14 protein-coding genes are annotated in these 19,308 nt (G+C 52.7%); 3 read left to right on the top strand and 11 right to left on the bottom strand.

Features of this window, described 5'->3' with window-relative positions:
- Nucleotides 1-458: 458 nt before the first annotated feature.
- The 3 genes from ACI0FG_RS04030 to ACI0FG_RS04020 form a co-directional block, all read right to left on the bottom strand.
- Nucleotides 459-1,172 carry a sigma 54-interacting transcriptional regulator gene (locus ACI0FG_RS04030; protein WP_419787277.1) on the bottom strand — a complete coding sequence of 238 codons (714 nt, stop codon included), beginning with the start codon at nucleotides 1,170-1,172 and terminating at the stop codon, nucleotides 459-461.
- Entirely contained in the window at nucleotides 1,087-2,415 is a 1,329-nt protein-coding gene (locus ACI0FG_RS04025; RefSeq protein ID WP_419787276.1) for a sigma-54-dependent Fis family transcriptional regulator, read from the bottom strand. Before ACI0FG_RS04025 ends, ACI0FG_RS04030 begins: the two co-directional genes overlap by 86 nt.
- 319 nt (nucleotides 2,416-2,734) lie before the next feature.
- Nucleotides 2,735-5,560 (bottom strand): molybdopterin-dependent aldehyde oxidoreductase, encoded by a 2,826-nt coding sequence (locus ACI0FG_RS04020; RefSeq protein ID WP_419788349.1) that lies wholly within the window; start codon nucleotides 5,558-5,560, stop codon nucleotides 2,735-2,737.
- A gap of 1,423 nt (nucleotides 5,561-6,983) precedes the next feature.
- On the opposite strand from ACI0FG_RS04020, the gene ACI0FG_RS04015 reads away from it, so the two are divergent.
- Nucleotides 6,984-9,011 carry a methyl-accepting chemotaxis protein gene (locus ACI0FG_RS04015; protein ID WP_419787275.1) on the top strand — a complete coding sequence of 676 codons (2,028 nt, stop codon included), beginning with the start codon at nucleotides 6,984-6,986 and terminating at the stop codon, nucleotides 9,009-9,011.
- A gap of 139 nt (nucleotides 9,012-9,150) precedes the next feature.
- Here the strand turns inward: ACI0FG_RS04015 and ACI0FG_RS04010 are convergent, their stop codons facing one another.
- Nucleotides 9,151-9,717 carry a flavodoxin family protein gene (locus ACI0FG_RS04010; protein WP_419787274.1) on the bottom strand — a complete coding sequence of 189 codons (567 nt, stop codon included), beginning with the start codon at nucleotides 9,715-9,717 and terminating at the stop codon, nucleotides 9,151-9,153.
- Nucleotides 9,718-9,912: 195 nt separating this feature from the next.
- Between ACI0FG_RS04010 and ACI0FG_RS04005 the strand changes: the two genes are divergently transcribed.
- Complete coding sequence (locus ACI0FG_RS04005; protein WP_419787273.1) at nucleotides 9,913-10,524, top strand: TetR/AcrR family transcriptional regulator; 612 nt, start codon at nucleotides 9,913-9,915, stop codon at nucleotides 10,522-10,524.
- Between the two features lie 131 nt (nucleotides 10,525-10,655).
- Here ACI0FG_RS04005 and ACI0FG_RS04000 read toward each other — a convergent pair whose 3' ends face one another.
- The gene (locus tag ACI0FG_RS04000; RefSeq protein WP_419787272.1) at nucleotides 10,656-11,021 is read right to left on the bottom strand and encodes a hypothetical protein; all 366 of its coding nucleotides are present in this window, start codon (nucleotides 11,019-11,021) and stop codon (nucleotides 10,656-10,658) included.
- Between the two features lie 29 nt (nucleotides 11,022-11,050).
- On the opposite strand from ACI0FG_RS04000, the gene ACI0FG_RS03995 reads away from it, so the two are divergent.
- Nucleotides 11,051-11,545, top strand: coding sequence for a hypothetical protein (locus ACI0FG_RS03995; protein WP_419787271.1), 495 nt, complete (start codon nucleotides 11,051-11,053; stop codon nucleotides 11,543-11,545).
- Between the two features lie 272 nt (nucleotides 11,546-11,817).
- Here the strand turns inward: ACI0FG_RS03995 and pepT are convergent, their stop codons facing one another.
- From pepT to ACI0FG_RS03965, 6 genes are all read right to left on the bottom strand, one after another.
- Nucleotides 11,818-13,068 carry a peptidase T gene (gene pepT, locus ACI0FG_RS03990; RefSeq protein WP_419787270.1) on the bottom strand — a complete coding sequence of 417 codons (1,251 nt, stop codon included), beginning with the start codon at nucleotides 13,066-13,068 and terminating at the stop codon, nucleotides 11,818-11,820.
- A 39-nt stretch (nucleotides 13,069-13,107) separates the two neighbouring features.
- On the bottom strand, nucleotides 13,108-14,079 hold the full coding sequence (locus ACI0FG_RS03985; protein WP_419787269.1) for an ABC transporter ATP-binding protein: 972 nt from the start codon (nucleotides 14,077-14,079) through the stop codon (nucleotides 13,108-13,110).
- Nucleotides 14,076-15,050 carry an ABC transporter ATP-binding protein gene (locus ACI0FG_RS03980; protein ID WP_419787268.1) on the bottom strand — a complete coding sequence of 325 codons (975 nt, stop codon included), beginning with the start codon at nucleotides 15,048-15,050 and terminating at the stop codon, nucleotides 14,076-14,078. The genes ACI0FG_RS03985 and ACI0FG_RS03980 overlap by 4 nt, the downstream gene beginning before the upstream one ends.
- A 72-nt stretch (nucleotides 15,051-15,122) precedes the next feature.
- Complete coding sequence (locus ACI0FG_RS03975; RefSeq protein ID WP_419787267.1) at nucleotides 15,123-15,977, bottom strand: ABC transporter permease; 855 nt, start codon at nucleotides 15,975-15,977, stop codon at nucleotides 15,123-15,125.
- 10 nt (nucleotides 15,978-15,987) lie between these two features.
- Nucleotides 15,988-16,917 carry an ABC transporter permease gene (locus ACI0FG_RS03970; RefSeq protein ID WP_419787266.1) on the bottom strand — a complete coding sequence of 310 codons (930 nt, stop codon included), beginning with the start codon at nucleotides 16,915-16,917 and terminating at the stop codon, nucleotides 15,988-15,990.
- Nucleotides 16,918-17,147: 230 nt separating this feature from the next.
- On the bottom strand, nucleotides 17,148-18,692 hold the full coding sequence (locus ACI0FG_RS03965) for an ABC transporter substrate-binding protein (RefSeq protein ID WP_419787265.1): 1,545 nt from the start codon (nucleotides 18,690-18,692) through the stop codon (nucleotides 17,148-17,150).
- Nucleotides 18,693-19,308: the final 616 nt, after the last annotated feature.

Genomic DNA, 19,308 nt, shown 5'->3' with positions numbered 1-19,308 from the left:
TCGTCCTCGAGGAAAAAACGCGGAATTGATTCTTTGCAATTTCTATCTGCCCCAACCTATCTTTCAAAGCAATGGGAGTGGCCTGCAAAACGACACAGCCCATGCCGGGCGACATTTTTAGCAATATCATCGGCGCATCCATCCGGCCCCAGGATGACGCCTGCGCGCCGCCGGGATGGCCGGGTTCGCCGAAGACATCAAAACCATGCTCAGGGTCGGCACCCCGTTATTTCCGAAGGCGCGTCCACCTTGTCCGGTAGGCAAAAGCAGCGGTTGCGACTTGACCGGACCTCCCGCCAAAAGAAAAGAGATGATTTACAAATGGATTGAAAAAACAATCTATGGGGCAACGTTCGTTCGAATGCCTGAGCCATATAGGGCTCAGGTTGCGAACTATTCGGCGGCAGCTACAAGTGAATCATTTGCCCCGTTTCCTTGGAATGGTTGAGCGATCGGTATCAAGGCATACGGATACTATATTTACGGATTTTCCGATACACCGTGGCTCGACTGACATGCAGCGCTTTGGCCGCCCGAGAAATGTTGCCATCGTTTTCCTCCAGCGCCGTCAAAATACACTGCTTCTCGGCTCCAAGAAGACCAGCTTCACTCTCTCCGGCTTCAAAGAACCCCACTTCCAAAGGTATCCTGGGAGGAAGGTGCTGAGGCTGGATGGTATCACCCTTAAGCATACTAAGCATGGAAATAACGGCGTTTTCCATCTCTCGGACATTACCTGGCCAAGTATACCCTTTTAGAATACGTAATGCCGCTTCCGAAAATACAATTTTCTTGCAGGCTAAATGCTTTTTTGGGCATCGGCCAATAAGGAAATCAAGTAAGAGTTCAATGTCATCAGGACGCTGACGAAGCGGCGGAATATTCAGATTGATGACCCCTATGCGATAGTAGAGATCCTCCCGGAAAAGACCAGCCTTCGACTGCTTCAGTAAATCCTTGTTAGTTGCGGCAATGACCCTGACATCGACCGGAACGGAACGCAAACCACCGATACGGGTAATGCTCTTTTCCTGGAGTACGCGCAGCAGGTTGGCCTGAGCCTCCATGGGCATGTCCCCGATCTCGTCAAGAAAGATTGTCCCCCCCCTCAGCGAGTTCGAATTTCCCGGCTTTTCCGCCGCGATTAGCCCCTGTAAAGGTTCCCTGCTCATACCCGAACAATTCACTTTGAATAAGCTCTCGAGGGAGTGCGGCGCAGTTGATCGCAATGAACGGTTCGTTCTTTCTAGGGCTGCCGTTGTGGATTGCCTGAGCCAGAATCTCTTTTCCCGTACCGCTTTCTCCTTCAATGAGAACGGTATAATCCATCGCAGCGACAGTTGAGGCCTGCTCAATGACAGCAGCCACATTGCTGTCGCATGATACAAAGTCCTCGAATGTGTACCGCAAGCTTTTCCCGTTTTCCACAGTTCCCTTTTTCTTGAGCGACCCCACAACCCCCATGGGTTCCTTGTTTTCCCCCAGGATCTGCCGTAAGTGAGCCTCCACACCGATTTGCCCAGCCGGAGTGTCAAACTGCACTTCCGTCCACGGTTGTCCCTTTTGCAGATTCTGTATCAGCTTACCATAGTTGGCAATTACAGCATCGTACTTCGCTCCTTCTGCATTGGTTCCCGATGCACCGATCAGGGCCTGGGCCTTTTGATTCAAATGGCGGATATTGCCCTTTTCATCAAAGAATACCATTGGCTCGGATAACTCCTCGACAACCGTATTAAAGTAATGAAATGACCGGCTGTATTGCCTGTTAAGTTCCCTGAAATGAAACTCCATTTCTATATTTTTGCCCGTCATATTGACGAGATCAAGCATCAATCGCGGATGGTTGTACGGGTCAACATTCGAGACATCCAGGGAGCCCAGCAACTGCCCTTGGGAGTCGAAGATCGGAGCAGCGGAACAGGACCAATTGTGATACAATTGACAAAAGTGCTCATGTGCATGGATTTGAATGGGTGTCCCCCGCACAAGGGAAATGCCGGGAGCAGTAGTGCCGATGGCCATTTCCGAATTGTCCGAACCGGGGACGACATTGAGGCTCTCGGCAAGGGACTGCATACGCTTATCCCCGAATATATCTAAAATGACCCCCAGGGGGTCTGTCAAAATAACTACATACCCTTTGCCTTTGATCGCTTCATAGAGCTGTTCCATATGCGGCATGGCCGCACAACGGAGCCGCTCGTTCTCTTCGCGTTTGATCAGGACATCTATGTCCTTGATCGTGCTGATTCCTTTGGAGGTACTGACATGGTTCCCCAGACAGCGTTCCCAGGAAAGGGCAACTTCTTTGCGCAGCAATGAAGTATCGACAAAACTTGATGTGACAAGCCTGTCCCATGCCTGAACTACAACAAGTGATTTCTCGCCCCGTTGGGAGGAAGAGCTTCCCATTTTTCACCGCCGATGGTCATTCCGCTTAAATGCAAATAATCGCATAAGAAATATCAATGCATATGAATATAAATATTGTGCCACACAAAGATAATGTTGACAATCTGACCAGTCCAAATTTCTCTCATACTGGTATGTTCGCATGGAAAGGATTTTATGGAATACTGCCGTATCTTCTGCCTATTGAGGATATACGGGGTGCCGAAATACCGGTCAGACAAGGCTTCAATGAGACAAGAAGAGAGTAACGTTGAAAAAAAGGGGACCCGTAAAACGGGTCCCCTCTTGGGATATTGCCGAAGCGTTCTTGTTTTCGCGATTATACGCTCACGGGATTGTTGCGCAACTCTTCAAGTTTTTCATACATATCGCTACCCAGATAATACGCCGGGGGGTTGAGAGTTCCGCCGCTCTTCAGCACTTTGAGTCCTTCCAACACCTTATCCGGTGTGGCGGGCAACTCGTAGATGCGGACCTTCGTTGCGTTGTAGATGGCGTTGACAATCGAGACATGCGGAGAAGTCAGGGATAATTCAGCGCAACCGCCGGAACCGAACGGGCCGCTCGGCCGAGGTGTTTCCGTGTACTCCAGCTCTATTTCATCAGGAACATCCTTTATGTAAGGGAATCCCTGAGCGATCAGCGTGGTGTCCTTCTTGGGATCCTCGAAGTTTTCGCGGAGTGCCAATCCAACACCTTGGGCAATACCGCCGTACATCTGGCCATCCACGGCAAGGCGGTTGCCGATGACGCCGAAATCAGCATGCAACGTCATTTTCAGTACCTTGGTCTTACCGGTCTCGGTGTCCACCTCGACCTCGGCCATAAACACGCCATAGGTATGGGTGGGGTTGGGGTCACCCTGCATGGTGTTCGGGTTGCAGAGCGTGGAACAGCCAACAGTGGAAGATACCCCGCGGTATTTCAGGGGAAGTCCCTCATCGACCATCTCCTGATATGTTCTGAACGTGCCGTCGTCCTTGCGCATGGCCTCCATCAGCTTGTTGGCACCGTCAATGGTTGCCTTGCCCGCCATATAATGGGAGCGACTGCCTGCTGCGGCACCGGTGTTCGGCGTGATAGCGGTATCGTTCATGACCAGGCGAATCTGATCCGGCTTCAGCCCCAAAGGTTTGAATGCCTCATGCGCCAGCGACAATGCGCCGATATCTGCGCCCTGTCCCATATCGTGCCACCCGCTGTAGTGGGTGACGGTGCCGTCAGGGTTCAATTCCACATCGATTTCCGCATTGTCGTTTGCAGCAAACGAACAATCATACATTCCCAACGAAACGCCTACACCCCGCTTCCTGGTAGCAGTGGATTCCTTTTGGGCTCGTTGCAACGCTGCGTCATATTTGGGACGCATTTTTTCGATGAGCGTGGGGAACGGATGCACATCCATCTCACAACCGGAGGTCATCGTTGTTCCGGGCCGGTACGTATTGATGTAGCGGAACTCCAACGGGTCCATGCCAATTTTTTCGGCCATCATGTCGGCCAGGGATTCGCTGGCCATGAGAGCCTGAGGCGAACCAAAAGCACGGAAGGCGGTTCCCCAAGCATGATTGGAGGCACACATCCTGCCTACACCACGTATATTGGGGAAATATAGCCCCGCACCGCACCAGCGAAACCCCTTTTCAATCAGCGGATCGGACGAAGCGTCATGGTACGCCCCATGATCGAACAGGAAATCATATTCCATTGCCTGCAACTTGCCGTCCGCATCAGCCGCCATTTTAACATTGAAATAGCCAGTGGAACGCTTGCCGCTAAAGAAACTTTGCTGATCATAATTCAGGTGCAAACAGACCGGGGCTTCCATAATGACGGCGGCAGCGAGCAGCAGTCCTTCAGTTATCGGGCTCATTTTGGAACCAAAACTACCGCCGGCGGGATTGGAAATCACACGGATCTTGTCCATCGGGAGACCGACAGCTTCACCGACCATTAACGGAACAGCCTGAAGAAACTGGTGTTTACTCTGAACCGTATACCCCCCATCCTCGTTGGGATAGGCGAGGCCCACGTCGGGTTCAAGCACGAGATGAGGCTGGCGCTGCACAAAGAATCCTCCCTCCACCACATGCGGAGCGGATTCCATGATCGGGGCAGTCTCTTCTCCTTTAATGCACGGCATCTCGCAATACAGGTTCGGGGTCCCGGGATGAATCTCCATGGCATCGTCCGAAATCGCCGAAAGGCCATCCATATAAGCCGTCAGCAACTCATATTCGACCTTGATTGTGTCTGCCGCGGCCCTGGCATGCGCCTCGGTGTCTGCTGCAACGATGGCCACGACATCCCCATATTGATAAATCTTTTCGTCGTTCAACAGCCGCCTTTCAAAGCCGTCGCTTTTGTTGGCCGGCAAAAAGGTCAGCCCATTGACTCGATTGGAGCCTTTGATGTCCTTGTGAGTGATGACTTTGCGGACCCCCGGCATCGTGGCCGCTTCCGAAGTGTCGATGGAGAGGATATTCGCATGGGAAACGTCTGCATGCTTTAGCGCCAAATGTAACACACCGTCTGGCAGCTTGCTGTTGATATCGGCACCGTAGTCGCAAACACCGGTCACCTTGGCCACTGCCGTTGGCTTGGGGCACGCCGTGTTGTAGATTCGTTGGTCCTCGGGAAGCTTAAACGCCAAATCTTCCATGGTTATTTCGTTGCGAAGGACCTTGGCTGCCGACATGACCGCATCAACCAAAGGCTTGTACCCCGTGCAGCGGCATGCATTACGGTGTTTTTGGAACCAGTCGCGTACTTCCTCCCGGCTCGGGGAAGCATTGGTGTCCAGCAGTCCTTTTGCCGAAACAATAAAGCCGGGAGCACAGATACCGCACTGTGCGCCGCCGTGCACCAGCCAGGCCATTTGCAGCGGGTGCAGATTGGAAGGAGTACCGATCCCTTCAATGGTGACGACTTTGCTGAACTCCTTCACCTTCTTCATTTTTCGAGTGCAAGCGCGGATGACCTTTCCGTCAAGGAGCACGGAACAGATGCCGCACTGACCGGTCTCACAACCGACCTTGGTGCCGGTGAGACCCATGCTGCGTAAACGTTCGGCCAAAGATTCTTCTGGATCATACACAATAAGGCAGTCTGCATTATTGATATTCAGGATCATTTTTCTCAGCATGATTAACACTCCTTCGCAAAACATCATGTCTCATTTAGTGTTGGGATGAGAGTATGCACGGTGCATCAATGAAGTCCTCAGGCTGCCTGCCACCGGACCAACCAGCGCCCTTCATGTTCTACGGGAGCAGACATCAGCCTTTGCATCATTTCACAATACAATTGCATCCATTGAGCAAGTCTGGTGCCAGCGACCTGCCGGAATATAAGGGGGGGAGCCTCCTCAGGAGGAGAGGCTGGGGGTAGTTTCGCGCAACCGGTTAAAAAAATTGTCACAAATGCCCTGTCACGACTATTGGGAAAACCGTGACAACGCGCCGATATTATTGTCTACGCCATATCGCACAGTGCCCCATACATATGCGCTCGCCATTGGAGCGGACAGGCACTCTTCCCCTCTATTCACCCGACAACAAAGGATATTCTGCACAATAAGGCAAAATCAAATCAGTGCAGCAGTGTATCAATGTGTTACAAGTAACTGTACGCTGTATCACAGAAGGGCGTATTATCTTCCAACAAACCTGAGTTATATTAAGAAATGGCCCATGCAACACAGAGGCGGGTGTGACCGACTCCCGGTAAACAGGTCACAGTTCAGAGCTCACACTTTTTCAATCACCTGATTTCTTTGTATATTCTTTTGTACATTCCACGAAAAAGGCTTGGAATGAAAAATTTCTAAGCCTGTAAATTCATTGGCGGAGCTCAAGGGAATCCAACCCACGACCTCTTGAAGGCCATTCAAAAGCCTAATGCGCGGTAATGCGCACCTGGACAACATTCAGTAGGTCGTTCATATAACCGCCTAACATAACATGAATTTTAAGAAATGCATTCCTCATAATAAATTGATATTTTAAAAGTAACCGTCCCAAATTAAAGGATTTTATCTTGGCATACGAGCTGTATACTCGGGTATGCTTTTATGTGCCAAGACGGCAAAAAATGTTAAAAAAGTGAATAATTACACAGCTTACAATTTCAGAACGGGTTTTCGTAATCAGTAGGCCTTCAGTTCAATTTTTATTAATTATTCAAACGAAATAAATTACTTACAACAATCCGTAAGTACTTTTTTTGTACCCTGGTATACTGGCTGATATACATTTGAGTGCAAGGGGAAATCTTGGAGTAGATTGGGGGGGGCATCTCCACGCCGGTCGCGCGGCTCCCCCTAAGGGGGAGCTATGCTGGGGGATGGACAAGCTCAGCAGGAAGAGTGCAGATTAACATAAGCCCGGAACATAAACTGGGAGCAGGTCAGCTCCATTCTGTGAACTCATTATAACTATTATAATTTTAGACCGAAATATTTTGTACGGGTTCCCTTTTTCATTAACTCAATATACAATGGTACTCTAACAGTTAAAAATGTAGTATTTTAAACCCCTAAAATCCACTTTATAAAAAGACAGATTTTTATGAAATTATATAAAAATATGAGCCTCAGAAACAAGATAATACTCCCAGTCGGCCTACTGGTTGTACTAGTAATGGGCATTACTCTGACAGTACTTGTCACGCAATTCCAGAACGTCACACAAGATGACGCTGAAAAGTTGGGCAAAGAAATGGCTGGACGGTATGGGAACGCAATCAAATCCCAACTAGATAGTGCCGCAGCCGCAGCACGCGGCCTGGCCCAGACCTTTGAAGGCATCAAAAAATATAATGATACCCCCAGCCGTAAACTCGGTAACGAAATCGTCAAGGAAGTTGCGAACTCCAACCCGTCTATATCTTCGACATGGGTAGCATATGAACCCAACGCATATAATGGTGATGATGCTCCGTTTGTTGGCGAGCCAAGCTCTCATAAATCAGGCAGATATGCGCCTTGGTACCAGACAGGCAAAAAAATGTCTGGAGCCAGTAATCTGCAAGGCCAATGGTATCTTGATCCAATTCGTTCTGGCACAGATAGCTTCGAAGACCCCTATGAATATACATTTGATGGCCGAAAAGTCATGCTTGTCACCATCGGAACGCCCATTAAAGACGCCAGCGGAAACACTATTGGCGCAGCTGGTGTAGACCTCGCCATGACTGAAATCGACAATTTGGTCGCTGGAATCAATCCGTTCGAAACTGGCTATGGATTTCTCATAACGAATAGTGGCATGATCGCAGCCGACCCCGACCCTGATAAAGTCGGCAAATATACAAAAGATGCGGTCAGTTCAGAAATGGACCGGATGGTTAGAGATTCACTCGAAAGCGGAGAGACTCTCGTCACCTCTCTTGAAAAAGACGGCGAAGAGTTTGAACTCGTCATAGCTCCCTTCCTTGTGGGACAATCCGGAAAACGCTGGGCCCTTGGTGTAGCCTTGCCCATGAGCCGAATAATGGAAGCTTCCAATGACGCCGTCATGCTCTCTATCATCATGAGCGTTACTGCCATCATTGGTCTTATTATTATCATATACTTCCTGGCAAAATCCATTGTCACCCCGATTCGCATGGGCGTGGCCTTCACTCAGCAAATATCATCCGGTGATCTGGATGCTTCGCTCGCAATTGACCAAAAAGACGAAATCGGCCAACTCGCTCAAGATCTTACTGGCATGGGCCATAAGCTCAAATCTGTAGTGGGAGATGTGCGCAATTCCGTTGAACGTGTAGCCTCTGGCAGTTCAGAACTGTCTTCTACAGCTCAGACTCTGAGCCAAGGGGCTACAGAGCAGGCCGCCAACGTAGAAGAAGTCTCCGCCAGCATGGAAGAGATGGCTTCCAACATCAGCCAAAATGCTGAGAATGCATTGGAAACAGAACGCATCGCCCGTCGCGCTGCAGATGATGCCAGCAAGGGTGGCCAAGCCGTCGCTCAGACTGTTGATGCCATGCGCAAAATTGCTGACAAGATCAGCATCATTGAAGATATTGCCCGTCAAACCAACCTGCTCGCCCTGAATGCTGCCATTGAGGCCGCCCGAGCAGGCGAGCATGGCAAGGGCTTTGCCGTTGTTGCCGCCGAAGTTCGCAAGCTGGCGGAACGCAGCGGTGAAGCGGCAGCCGAAATCAGTGATCTCTCCGCCTCCAGCGTTGCTGTCGCCGAATCCGCAGGTGACATGCTCAACCAAATAGTCCCGGACATTCAACGAACAGCAGAATTGATTCAAGATATCGCCGCAGCCTCCGGTGAGCAAAATGCTGGAGCAGACCAAGTCAATCGTGCCATTTCACAACTTGACCAAATGATCCAGCAGATAGCCTCCGCAGCAGAGGAAATGTCCGCAACTTCTGAAGAGTTGGCAGGACAATCCGTACAGCTCCGATCCGCGATTTCCTTCTTTAAAACTCGTGACCATCAGGGAACACATTCGTTCCAGGCTCAACCAACCGTCACCCGGAGAGTAACGACTCCTGCACCAAAGCCTCTCAACTCGGCTCCGTCGGGTGTAGAACTCGACTTTGGCAGTAACGACGATTCAGAGTTCAAAAAGTTCTAAACAAAACTGAATGAGCAAATCAAAAGGGCTTACGAGTACTCGTAAGCCCTTTTGCGTTCATGCTGTGCGTGAGTTTGGATGGCGGATTGGAGGTACGAGACGACTGTATGCCTCAAGGCTTTGATTGTTGAGGTCGGGGCTAGGACAGCGCTTCCGCAATCTTGGCCGCTTCATTTTGGGCCTGGGAAACGTCCTCATCCGGTCTGCCGCTCATCAGTGAGGTTGCGCGAATGATTTTCAGGTCATACCCATGGCGATCAAAGATGGAGCGGTACCGTTCGATAATATCCCCATGATTGGCCTCAACATCCCCCTGACTCAGAATAAACACGGCGGTTTTTCCTTCTGGGAGGCGGGAGGTGAAGGGATCTTCGTTCGCATAGTCTATCGCCACATGGGACCAGGTTCGATCGAAAAAGGATTTGAACTGGCCGGATATGTCGCCGAAATAGACGGGACTTGAGAATACGGTCACGTCCGCCGTGCGCATCGCGTCAAGGACTGCGGTCAGATCGTCATTCAGGATGCATTTATCCTGTTTCGTATGGCATTGTTCGCACCCCTGACACCCTTTGTACGTCATGCCGTTGAGGTAGAAATGTTCTACTTGCGCCCCCTTTTTCTCCATAGCATCGGTAAAAGTCTGGGCAATGCGGCTACTCGTCCCCTTCTTTCGGGGGCTTCCCAGGATATTGATAACCTTCATATTGACTCCTCTTTCTTGAATTGGATGATTTGGGTTTGGGCGGCTTTAGGTCAGTCGACCTAACCGCTCTGCGACGACAAATAGGTCATGTGACCCATTTAGTCAACCTTGCCAAAAGAAGGTTGGTTCACGGGGTTGACAGAATTAGGTCGGCCGACCGAATAACGGGATAAAGAATTGAATGAAGGAGTGAACATGGCTCTTAACGCCAATCAGAAAAGCAATCCCAAGATACCGCTGATTATTGATAGCACCCTAGAGATACTCCGGGACTATGGCGAGCAGGGACTGTCCATGCGGAAAGTGGCGGCCAAGGCCGGGATGTCGCTGGGAAACCTGCAATACTATTTCAAGAACAAAGACGAATTGCTTGCCGGGGTGCTTGATGAATATTTCTTGCGATGCGGCGACCATTACAATGCGGCCCTTTCGGAACATTGCCCGGAGGGCAGGGACGAGATGCTCCGTTTTCTTGCGACCTACGGCATGGAGTATGCCGAGTCCGAGATCGGGAAGGTGTTTCGCGAGTTGTGGGGGATCGCGACGAGAAACGACGGCATACAACGCCGTCTGCACGAGTACTATCACGTCTATGCGGATGAGGTTGCCAAGGCGCTCGCCCCCTTTGCCAAAACGGCAGAAGCCACCGACAGGGCGGTGAGTTTGCTCATTCCCTTTTACGATGGGTATGGTTTGCTTTCGTCCCCACCCCCTCTGCCTTTGGACAGGCAAACAATGATCGAGTTTCTCGTTGAGGTCGTCGATTCGACCCTTGAAGGAAAACTGGGCGGAAAGCGGCGCGGTTGAAAGCACAAGAACAGACAGCCTGATCACAAATGACAGGCCCAAGATGCAGCGCGAACCGTGTTACTTATGGTGTGGTGCGAATTGCTCCAAAGCGAACCGACAGCATATCCCGTCATTGGTTGCAGGGTCCCTCATGTTAATGCAGGCGGCCCGCACCCCTTGGGGGCTGCTTTGTTGTCGTCGGGGTCTGGAGGGCGGTGGCATAGGCCGTTTTTTGTGCTCGGCGACCAGGCTGAGAGGCGAAAAGTGATTCGATCGGTGTCGGGGACGGAGCGGATAATGATTTCGCCTTCGCCGATGGTGACGCGGTTTATCTGGCCGCGATCGAGGAAGGACACTCCGCCTTCCAGGGTGCCCGCATAGGGGTTGCCCTCCAGGACAGCCTGCCAGTCCACGTCGTCGCGATCGGCGATCTCGGCCACCCATTCCAGACCCGAGGCCTGGGCCAGCTGGGCGATGCCCTCTTGGACGTTGCCGGTCTCCTTGTACTGGGCCACCACACCTTCGGCGATGGTGATGGCTGGTTATGTCAAAGAGCAAAAGAAAAGCCGGACTAGGCCGGGCTTTTCAACCGTTGTTGAGTGGCATCCTAACGGCCTTCCCGGAAGGGAAGCTGCGAATGGGCAAACATAATTGCCTACGAAATTCTTTGTCAAAAGGTTTCGAACCGGAGCTGGTAAAAGGGTATTGGTACGATGAAAACGAATACCATTGCTGGCTTCGTTTTTATTGGAAACTTGCAGATATTACTTTTGAAAAAATGGACGAAGGCAGTGAACTCATCTTCAAAAGTGAAACTCTGCCGCAGTACGCGAAATACGGAATTTATGAAAACAGTGTCAATGAATACGATAAGATCAAAGACTGCTTTAAGCCTAGCTCATATGATCTAAAAGCCACCGTTGATTTCGTCCTTTCCAAGATGGAAAATCCGCAAATCACAACCAATCACTTCGGTTCAAGCAAATCCAACGGACCGAAGCCACCAAGTTGGCGGCTTCCTACAGGGCGTCGTTGGTGACGTGCGCGTAGGTGTCGGATGTGATCCTGAATTCGGAGTGGACGAGCAGCTCATGCAGGGGCTGTGATGCTGCCGCCCTTTTCGAGGAAGGCGACAGAGAAGGAATGGGGCAGATCGTGGAGTCCTAGGCGGCCGAGCCCGGCCGCCTTCATGGCGGCTTTGACTCTGTGAATGTCAAGGGGCAAATCCGGACCTGGCCCCGCGTTATCAAGTGGCAAGGCCGCGGATTAGGTAACCCGCGGCCTTGCCCGGAAGTTTCAGCAGGATATGGTTCAGGCTTCTTCGGCCCAGTAACGGACCACGCGGGCGCAGATGAGCAGCGCTTTATCCATGTCCTGGATGCTGACCCACTCCATGGGTCCGTGGGGAGCCTGCATTCCGCAAAAAATGTTGGGGGTGGGAATGCCCTTTTCGGTCATGATCGACCCGTCCGTTCCTCCCCGGAAAGGAAGCATATTCGGCGGCATGCCTTCATCTGCGTATGCCCTTTGGGCCAGTTCCACGGGACGCGGGTCGTCCTTCAACCAGTAGCGCATATTCCTGTACTGCGGCGTCACCGTGCATGTGATTCGAGCTCTGGGCTCGGTACGATTGACCGTATTGCAGATGCTTTCCAGCAGTTCAGCTTGTGCCTTAAGACCGTCCAATTCAAAATCGCGCAGATTCAGTATCATGTCCGCTTCGGCGGCGTTGCCGTAGATCCCCTCCATGAAGATAAAGCCCTCACGGCCCTCAGTTGATTCGGGACTAAGGTGGTCCTTTGGCAGCATGGTAACGATCTTGGATGCCAGGTAAAGCGCGTTAACCAGCCGATCCTTGGCGCAGCAAGTATGGATAGACACGCCCTTGATGTTGATCACGGCCCTGTCGGCGGAAAAGGTCTCAGCCACCAGATCACCGGGGTTTTCACCATCCAAGGTATAGGCAAATTCAGCTTTGAGGTCCTTGACCATGGCGTCGCTCACGCCCCGTCCGATCTCCTCGTCCGGGGTGAAACAGATGCGGATGTCGCCCCGGGGAATCTCGGGATGGGCCTTGAGGTAATCAATGAGCCCCATGATGATGGCGATGCCCGCTTTGTCGTCCGCTCCCAACAGGGTGGTACCGCTGGCGGTGACGATTGTGTCGCCCTTTTTGCTTTGCAGGTACGGCTGCAAGGCCGGGTCGATGACTACGTCGGGATTGTCGGGCAGTACGATGGGGCTGCCGTCCCAATCCCGGTGGACCAGCGGCTTGACGCCCTCGGCAAAAAACGAGGGGGCCGTATCCACATGGGCCACAAAGGCGATGGTCGGGACAGTGCGATCCGTCACGTTGCCTTTCAGGGTGCCGAATACCACACCGTATTCGGTCAGTTCGGCATCACCTATACCCAGCTCAAGAAGTTCATCTATCAACATGCGGGACAGGTCGAGCTGGCAGGCCGTGCTGGGAGCCGTGGTAGAATTCTGGTCGCTCTGGGTGTCCACCTTGCAATAGCGGACAAACCGTTTTTCCATTGTATCCATTCTCGATTCAGACATCTCTTGCTTCCTTTGAACTTGATCGATCCGATGACCTGGTTATACCAGACTCGCCAGCTCCCGTTCCACCACATGGCAGGCCACGAAATGGCCGGAGGCCACCTCCACCAACTTTGGCGTTTCAGAGGTGCAGGCACCTATTTTATCGAAGTAGCAGCGACCGGCAAAGCGGCATCCTTCTGGCGGATTGATGGGACTTGGCACGTCACCTTCCAGAATAATGCGTTTTGGATTCAAATTCGGGATCGGTACGGTAATGGCCGACAGCAGTGCCTTGGTGTAGGCATGCAGCGGATTCGTAAAAATGGTTTTGTAGTCAGCCATCTCCACAATACGGCCCAGATACATGACCGCGATGCGGTCCGAAACATGGTGAACCACCGAAAGGTCATGGGAGATGAACAAATAGGTCAGTCCCATTTCCTTTTGCAGGGTATCCAGCAGGTTGAGCACCTGCGCCTGAATACATACGTCCAGAGCCGAAACAGGCTCGTCCAGGACGATGAATTCAGGGTTCAGGGCCAAAGCCCGCGCAATGCCGACACGCTGTCGCCTGCCGCCGTCCAATTCATGTGGGTAGGCGTTTTCGAGACTTTTGCTCAGGCCGACGATATCCGAAAGCTCTCTAACACGCTTTGTCCGATCGGCCGAGGAACCGACCTTCTTCACATCGAGCGGTTCAGCAATGAGATCTGCCACGCAAAGCCTCGGATTGAGGCTGGAGTATGGATCCTGAAAGACCATCTGCATCTTGGAACGCAGTGCCTTCACCTCCCGGCGAGAGGGGCGCAGGATGTCCTGACCACCGATGAAAACCTGTCCGTCGGAAGGCTCCAGGAGACGGATGACGGCACGTCCGGTGGTGGATTTGCCGCAGCCGGATTCCCCTACGAGCCCAAGGGTCTCCCCTTTTTGGATATCAAAGGTGACATCGTCCACCGCATGGAGAGGTCCCTTTCGTGTTTCAAAATACTTTTTCAGGTTCTTCACCTGAACGAACGGCGCGCTCACGAGGCACCTCCTTCAAGAAAACAGGCGACGACGTGCCCATCGCTCACGACCACCGGTTTGGGTTTTTCCACCTTGCAGCGCTCCATGGCGTGGGAACAACGCGGGTGAAACGGACAGCCGGACGGGATGTCGGTCGGTTCAGGCGGCAGCCCCGGAATGACAGCCAGCGACTCCCGCTCCTCCTTGACGTTGGGAATAGAGGCGAAAAGCCCTTGTGTATAGGGATGCCTTGGATTCGCGTAAAGTGAAGTGGTGTCGGCTTCCTCGACGATACGCCCCGCATACATGATGGCCACATGATCGCAGGTCTCGGCCACAATACCGAGGTCGTGGGTGATCATTATCATGGCCGTGTTGAACTGCTCCTTGAGGCCTTTCATGAGTTCGAGCACCTGGGCCTGGATGGTAACGTCCAGGGCGGTGGTCGGCTCGTCGGCAATGAGCAGGGCCGGGTTGCAGGCCAGCGCGATGGCGATGACCACGCGCTGTTTCATTCCGCCGCTGAACTGGTGCGGGTACTCGCCCGCCCTGTCTGGTTGGATGCCGACCAATTCGAGCATGGCCAACGCCCGCTTGAGCGATTCCTGTTTGGACTGCTTGTTGTGCAGGGCCACCATTTCCGCGACCTGTTCGTCCACGGGCATAATGGGGTTCAAGGACGTCATCGGGTCTTGGAAAATCATGGCAATTTTCCCGCCGCGCACCTTGCGCATAGCCGAATCGGAGGTCTTGAGAAGGTCGGTTCCCTCAAAGAATATTTCACCGCCGGTGATTTTTCCTGGAGGCGAGGCGATGAGTCGCATCACCGACATGGCCATGGTGGTCTTTCCGGCACCGGTCTCCCCAACCAAGCCGAGCGTCTGGCCTTTTTTGATGGAGAGATTCAAGCCGGAAACCGCCTGTACTGTACCGTTGTCCGTTGTGTAGCAGACATCGAGGTTCCGGATGGATAACAATGAAGTGTTTGGCATGTATCGTGACTCCCGTTGTGGGGCTGAAATCAATCTGGCTCCGGGCGCAGGCAGGTGCCCTCCCGGAGTTGATCAGTTACGGAGCTTCGGGTCCAAGGCATCCCTGAGTCCGTCACCCAGGAAGTTTAGGCCAAGAATGGTGATCATGATGGCCAGACCGGGGAACAGGGTCATATAGGGGTAGTCCCGAATAAATTCCCTGCCGCCGGAGAGCATGGCGCCCCACTCGGGGGTGGGAGGTTCCAATCCCAGGCCAATAAAACTCAGGCCTGCGGCGATAAGAATCGCGAAGGCCACGCCCAAGGTTGCCTGGACTATGATCGGAGCCAGACAGTTCGGCAGAATGTGCTTGAAGATGATGCGTAGATCGCCTGAGCCAACCGAAATGGCCGCCTCGACGAATTCCTGGTCTCTAATCGAAAGAACAGAGGCCCGCACGAGCCGAGCGTATTGCGGAATGGCAGCGATGCCGACCGCCAGCATCAGGTTCAGAAGCCCAGGACCAAGAGATGCCGCGACAGAGATGGCGAGCAGCAACTGCGGTATGGAGAGCAGGACATCCATGACGCGCATGATCACATTGTCGATCTTACCGCCGTAGTAGCCCGCAACAGCGCCGAGAAAGCCGCCTACAGCGACGGAAAAGCCTACGGCCACAAAACCGACCTGAAGCGAAATGCGGCTGCCGAAAATGATGCGGCTGAAGATATCCCGGCCGAATTCGTCCGTGCCGAACCAGTGCTGGAAAGATGGACCTTCCAAAGTAGCCAGGAGGTCCTGCTCATCATAGGGGAAGGGGGCGATGACATTGGCAAACAACGCCGTGAGCAAAATGGCTAAAAGAATGGCCAGACCGACGAGTGCCATCCTGTTTTTTTTGAGCCGGACAAAGACCTGCCCCCAAAGTGATTTCCTTTTATTCTGCATGAGGGGTCCTCTATACGTATTGGGATTTTATGCGTGGATCGAGCCAGGCGTAGAGCAGATCCACCCCGAGATTGACCAAGCAAAATGCGAGAGCGATAAACAGGACACCGCCCTGCACCATGGGATAGTCGCGCATCTCGATGGAGCTGACCATGAGTCGGCCAAGGCCGGGAAGGGAGAATATGATTTCCGTCAGGACAGCGCCGCCCAGCAGTATTCCGAACTGGATACCGGCGATGGTGACGACCGGGACCAAGGCATTGGGCAAGGCGTGTTTCCTGATGACCACACTCTCCTTCTGCCCTTTGGCGCGCGCCGTACAGATATAGTCCTGGCGGACGACTTCGAGCATGGAAGACCGCGTCATTCGGGTAATGATGGCCACACTTTGCAGGCCGAGTGTAGCCGCAGGCATTATCATGGCGTCAAAAGAGTCGAACCCTGATGGAGGCAGCCAATTCAATTTGACCGTGAACAGCAGGATCATGAGCAGCCCCAACCAGAAGACCGGCATTGATATGCCTATTAAAGCGAACAATGTCACAATGTTGTCGAAAATCGAATATTGCTTCACGGCCGTAACAATGCCGCAGGGAATGCCTACCAGCAAGGCAATGCCCATGGCCAGAGCGGACAGTTTCAAGGTGACGGGAAAGGCCTCCATCAGTTCGCCCAAAACTGGCCGCTTGGTGATGTAGGAACGACCTATATCGCCTTCAACAACCGCCTTGTATACATATCGGCCGAACTGGAGCAGAAAGGGGTCGTTCAGTCCCATCTCCTGGCGCAGATTGTCCACATCCGCCTGCGGCGCCTGTTCACCGAGCACCATCCGGGCGGGATCGCCCGGGGTGACGTAGAGCATGAGAAAAACGATGAAAACAACGCCAAGAAGCACAGGGACCAACATGGCGCAACGTCTCAGGATGTATCTGAGCACGGTAATCTCCTTGATGTTTCACTCGGGGGTCGGCTTCATTCGAGGGAGTCCAGGCAAAAAGGAGCCGAGGAGACCGGAGCAATGGGAGTGCTGTCAAAGATGGTTTCAGGCCGTCTATTCCCGCTGTCGGGATGTTTCCGGTCTGATCCGGAAACGCCCAATCACCCTGGCAGCAGGTTCTCGGACCGGAAACACGGGAAGGCGACCAAAGGCCGCCTTCCCGATGGGCATTATTTCTTGAGCTTAACCTTGTACAAGGCGTGGAAACCGAACGGGCTGGGCTTGAAGCCTACAATGTAGTCCTGAAGACCAAAGGCGAACTTTTTGTTCGCCAAGGGCACCCAGGGAGCCTTTTCGCGCAGCAGCTTCTGAATTTCGGAGTACATGGCCTTGCGTTCCGGTCCGTCAGGCGTAATACGGGCGGTGGAAAGCAACTTGTCCACTTCGGGATCACCAAATGCGGCAAAGTTGTTGCCGCCGATCTGCGAGGAATGGAAGGTAGGGTAAACAGCCATGTCCGGGTCCGGGGTCTGGCAAGTCCAACCAACGAGGAAGAGCTGGTGTTTAAACTCCTTAAGCCCCTGCAGGTAAGCGCCCCACTCCATAACCTGAACCTTCACATTTACGCCAATCTTTTTCAGCTGCGCCTGAATGATGGTGGCCATGTCCACACGGACCTTCTTTGAGTTGGTCCAGAGCGTGGTGTTCAGGCCGTTGGGGTAACCGGCTTCGGCCAGCAGTTTCTTGGCCTCGGCCAGGTCGGCCTTGGGCACTTCCAGACTTGAGTCTGCGTACTTGACGTTCGGCGCGATGACGCTGGCGGCAGGATAGGCGTTGCCCCGGAAGGCGGCCTTGACGCTGGCGGGAATGTTGATGGCCTTAAAAATGGCCTGACGTAACTTTTGATTGTCAAAAGGCGGCTTGCTGCAGTTAAAGCCGAGATAGGTGACGGAGTTGTCGACCAGTGAGCTGATTTTCAGATTCGGATTGGCCTTGACGCGGGAAATGTCCAGCGAGGAAAGCTCGAAAGCGATGTCAACGTTTCCGCTCTCCAGCTCAATGGTGCGGTTGGATGCCTCGGGAATGATGCGAAGCACCATTTTTTTGAACTCGGGCTTTTCGCCGTGGTAGTCTTCAAAGCGCTCCAATTCCATGCGGTCGCCCTTCTTCCATGAGACGAGCTTATAGGGGCCAGTACCGACGGGTTTAAAACCGTAATCGTCGCCAGCCGCTTCGACGGCCTTTTGGTTGAGAATGACACCGCCGCCGAAGTGCGTCAGTGCGGCCAAGAAGGAACTCATTGCTTCCTTGGTCTTCACCTCAAAGGTGTAGTCATCAATCTTCTTGAAGCCACTGGGATCGATGACACCCATAATATGACGGACGGAAGCACCTTTTTCATAGGCACGTTTCAAACTGAAGATGGCGTCATCGGCAGTAAGGAGCTCGCCGTTATGAAACTTAACGCCCTTTTTCAGGGTGAACCGGTACGTCTTGTCGTCAACGCGCTCAACTTTTTCCGCGAGGGAGGGGACGACCTTGCCCTCGTCGTCGATGGTCACGAGGGTTTCATATATCTGACGCATGGCATTGGAAGACGCCACATCATTGGTCATATAAGGATCAAGCGTCTTGGCGTCATAGGTGGTTGCCACAACCAACGTGTCCGGGTGGCTGGACGTACGCGCCATGGCGGCGGGAGCAGCAACAACGCAGAGGAGCAAGGCGGGCAGCACCCATTTGCACATGCTTTTCATTAAAAGTGCAACTTTCATCAAAACCTCCATTTCTCAAACTCGACAATGTTTTTTCCGGATAGTTCCCCAGAAACGTTCCATGGCGCATGGGAAAAGCCGAATCCGGCGGACAGCGACCCGGCTGGCGGGAGGATGGACTTTTCACGGCAATGCAACAGAGCAACGCTTCAATGGGGGGAACAATTTGCAGAGGGATCGTTGCATTGTCAATGAAATCGCAAAAGACTCGAAGCGCACTCATCCTCCCATTGCTGGGAGGCAGAATAAGCGCAACAATATCCTGGTTTCCGTTATTGAAGAGTCTTCGGCCGGTGCTTCCATTCAGAACAACGACCGTATTTTCGCAAAAATACGGACCTCTGAAAACCATATTATAAATATAGTATTGAATGTTGCCCCCCAATCCAAAATCTAATAGCGCTCCCTGCCATTTTTAAAGCCCCCTTCTTATGAAGGGGTATCATCTGCGCCCTCCTACCAAAGTGGACTCACTTCTCAGTTCACATCCGTCAGCCGGAACGACTTGGCTATCGTTCCTTCCAAGGTCGTCTTGCCCTTCCTTTGCGTTCAAGCCATCCTTATTCGCCTTGTTCACGCCCGTTGCCGGGTGGGGCTAGCCGGGAAACGCGGCAAC

Origin of the sequence: Pseudodesulfovibrio sp. 7M6 (assembly GCF_050058625.1) — a bacterium.
Lineage (GTDB): Bacteria > Desulfobacterota > Desulfovibrionia > Desulfovibrionales > Desulfovibrionaceae > Pseudodesulfovibrio > Pseudodesulfovibrio salinus.
Note: the sequence above shows the minus strand (reverse complement) of the source record. Positions and strands in the feature narration are given on the sequence as shown.

Coding starts and splice junctions, on each gene's coding strand:
- ACI0FG_RS04030 (WP_419787277.1), bottom strand. CDS start 1,172: ATGAGCAGGGAACCTTTACAGGGGCTAATCGCGGCGGAAAAGCCGGGA.
- ACI0FG_RS04025 (WP_419787276.1), bottom strand. CDS start 2,415: ATGGGAAGCTCTTCCTCCCAACGGGGCGAGAAATCACTTGTTGTAGTT.
- ACI0FG_RS04020 (WP_419788349.1), bottom strand. CDS start 5,560: ATGCTGAGAAAAATGATCCTGAATATCAATAATGCAGACTGCCTTATT.
- ACI0FG_RS04015 (WP_419787275.1), top strand. CDS start 6,984: ATGAAATTATATAAAAATATGAGCCTCAGAAACAAGATAATACTCCCA.
- ACI0FG_RS04010 (WP_419787274.1), bottom strand. CDS start 9,717: ATGAAGGTTATCAATATCCTGGGAAGCCCCCGAAAGAAGGGGACGAGT.
- ACI0FG_RS04005 (WP_419787273.1), top strand. CDS start 9,913: ATGGCTCTTAACGCCAATCAGAAAAGCAATCCCAAGATACCGCTGATT.
- ACI0FG_RS03995 (WP_419787271.1), top strand. CDS start 11,051: ATGTCAAAGAGCAAAAGAAAAGCCGGACTAGGCCGGGCTTTTCAACCG.
- pepT (WP_419787270.1), bottom strand. CDS start 13,068: ATGTCTGAATCGAGAATGGATACAATGGAAAAACGGTTTGTCCGCTAT.
- ACI0FG_RS03980 (WP_419787268.1), bottom strand. CDS start 15,050: ATGCCAAACACTTCATTGTTATCCATCCGGAACCTCGATGTCTGCTAC.
- ACI0FG_RS03975 (WP_419787267.1), bottom strand. CDS start 15,977: ATGCAGAATAAAAGGAAATCACTTTGGGGGCAGGTCTTTGTCCGGCTC.
- ACI0FG_RS03965 (WP_419787265.1), bottom strand. CDS start 18,692: ATGAAAGTTGCACTTTTAATGAAAAGCATGTGCAAATGGGTGCTGCCC.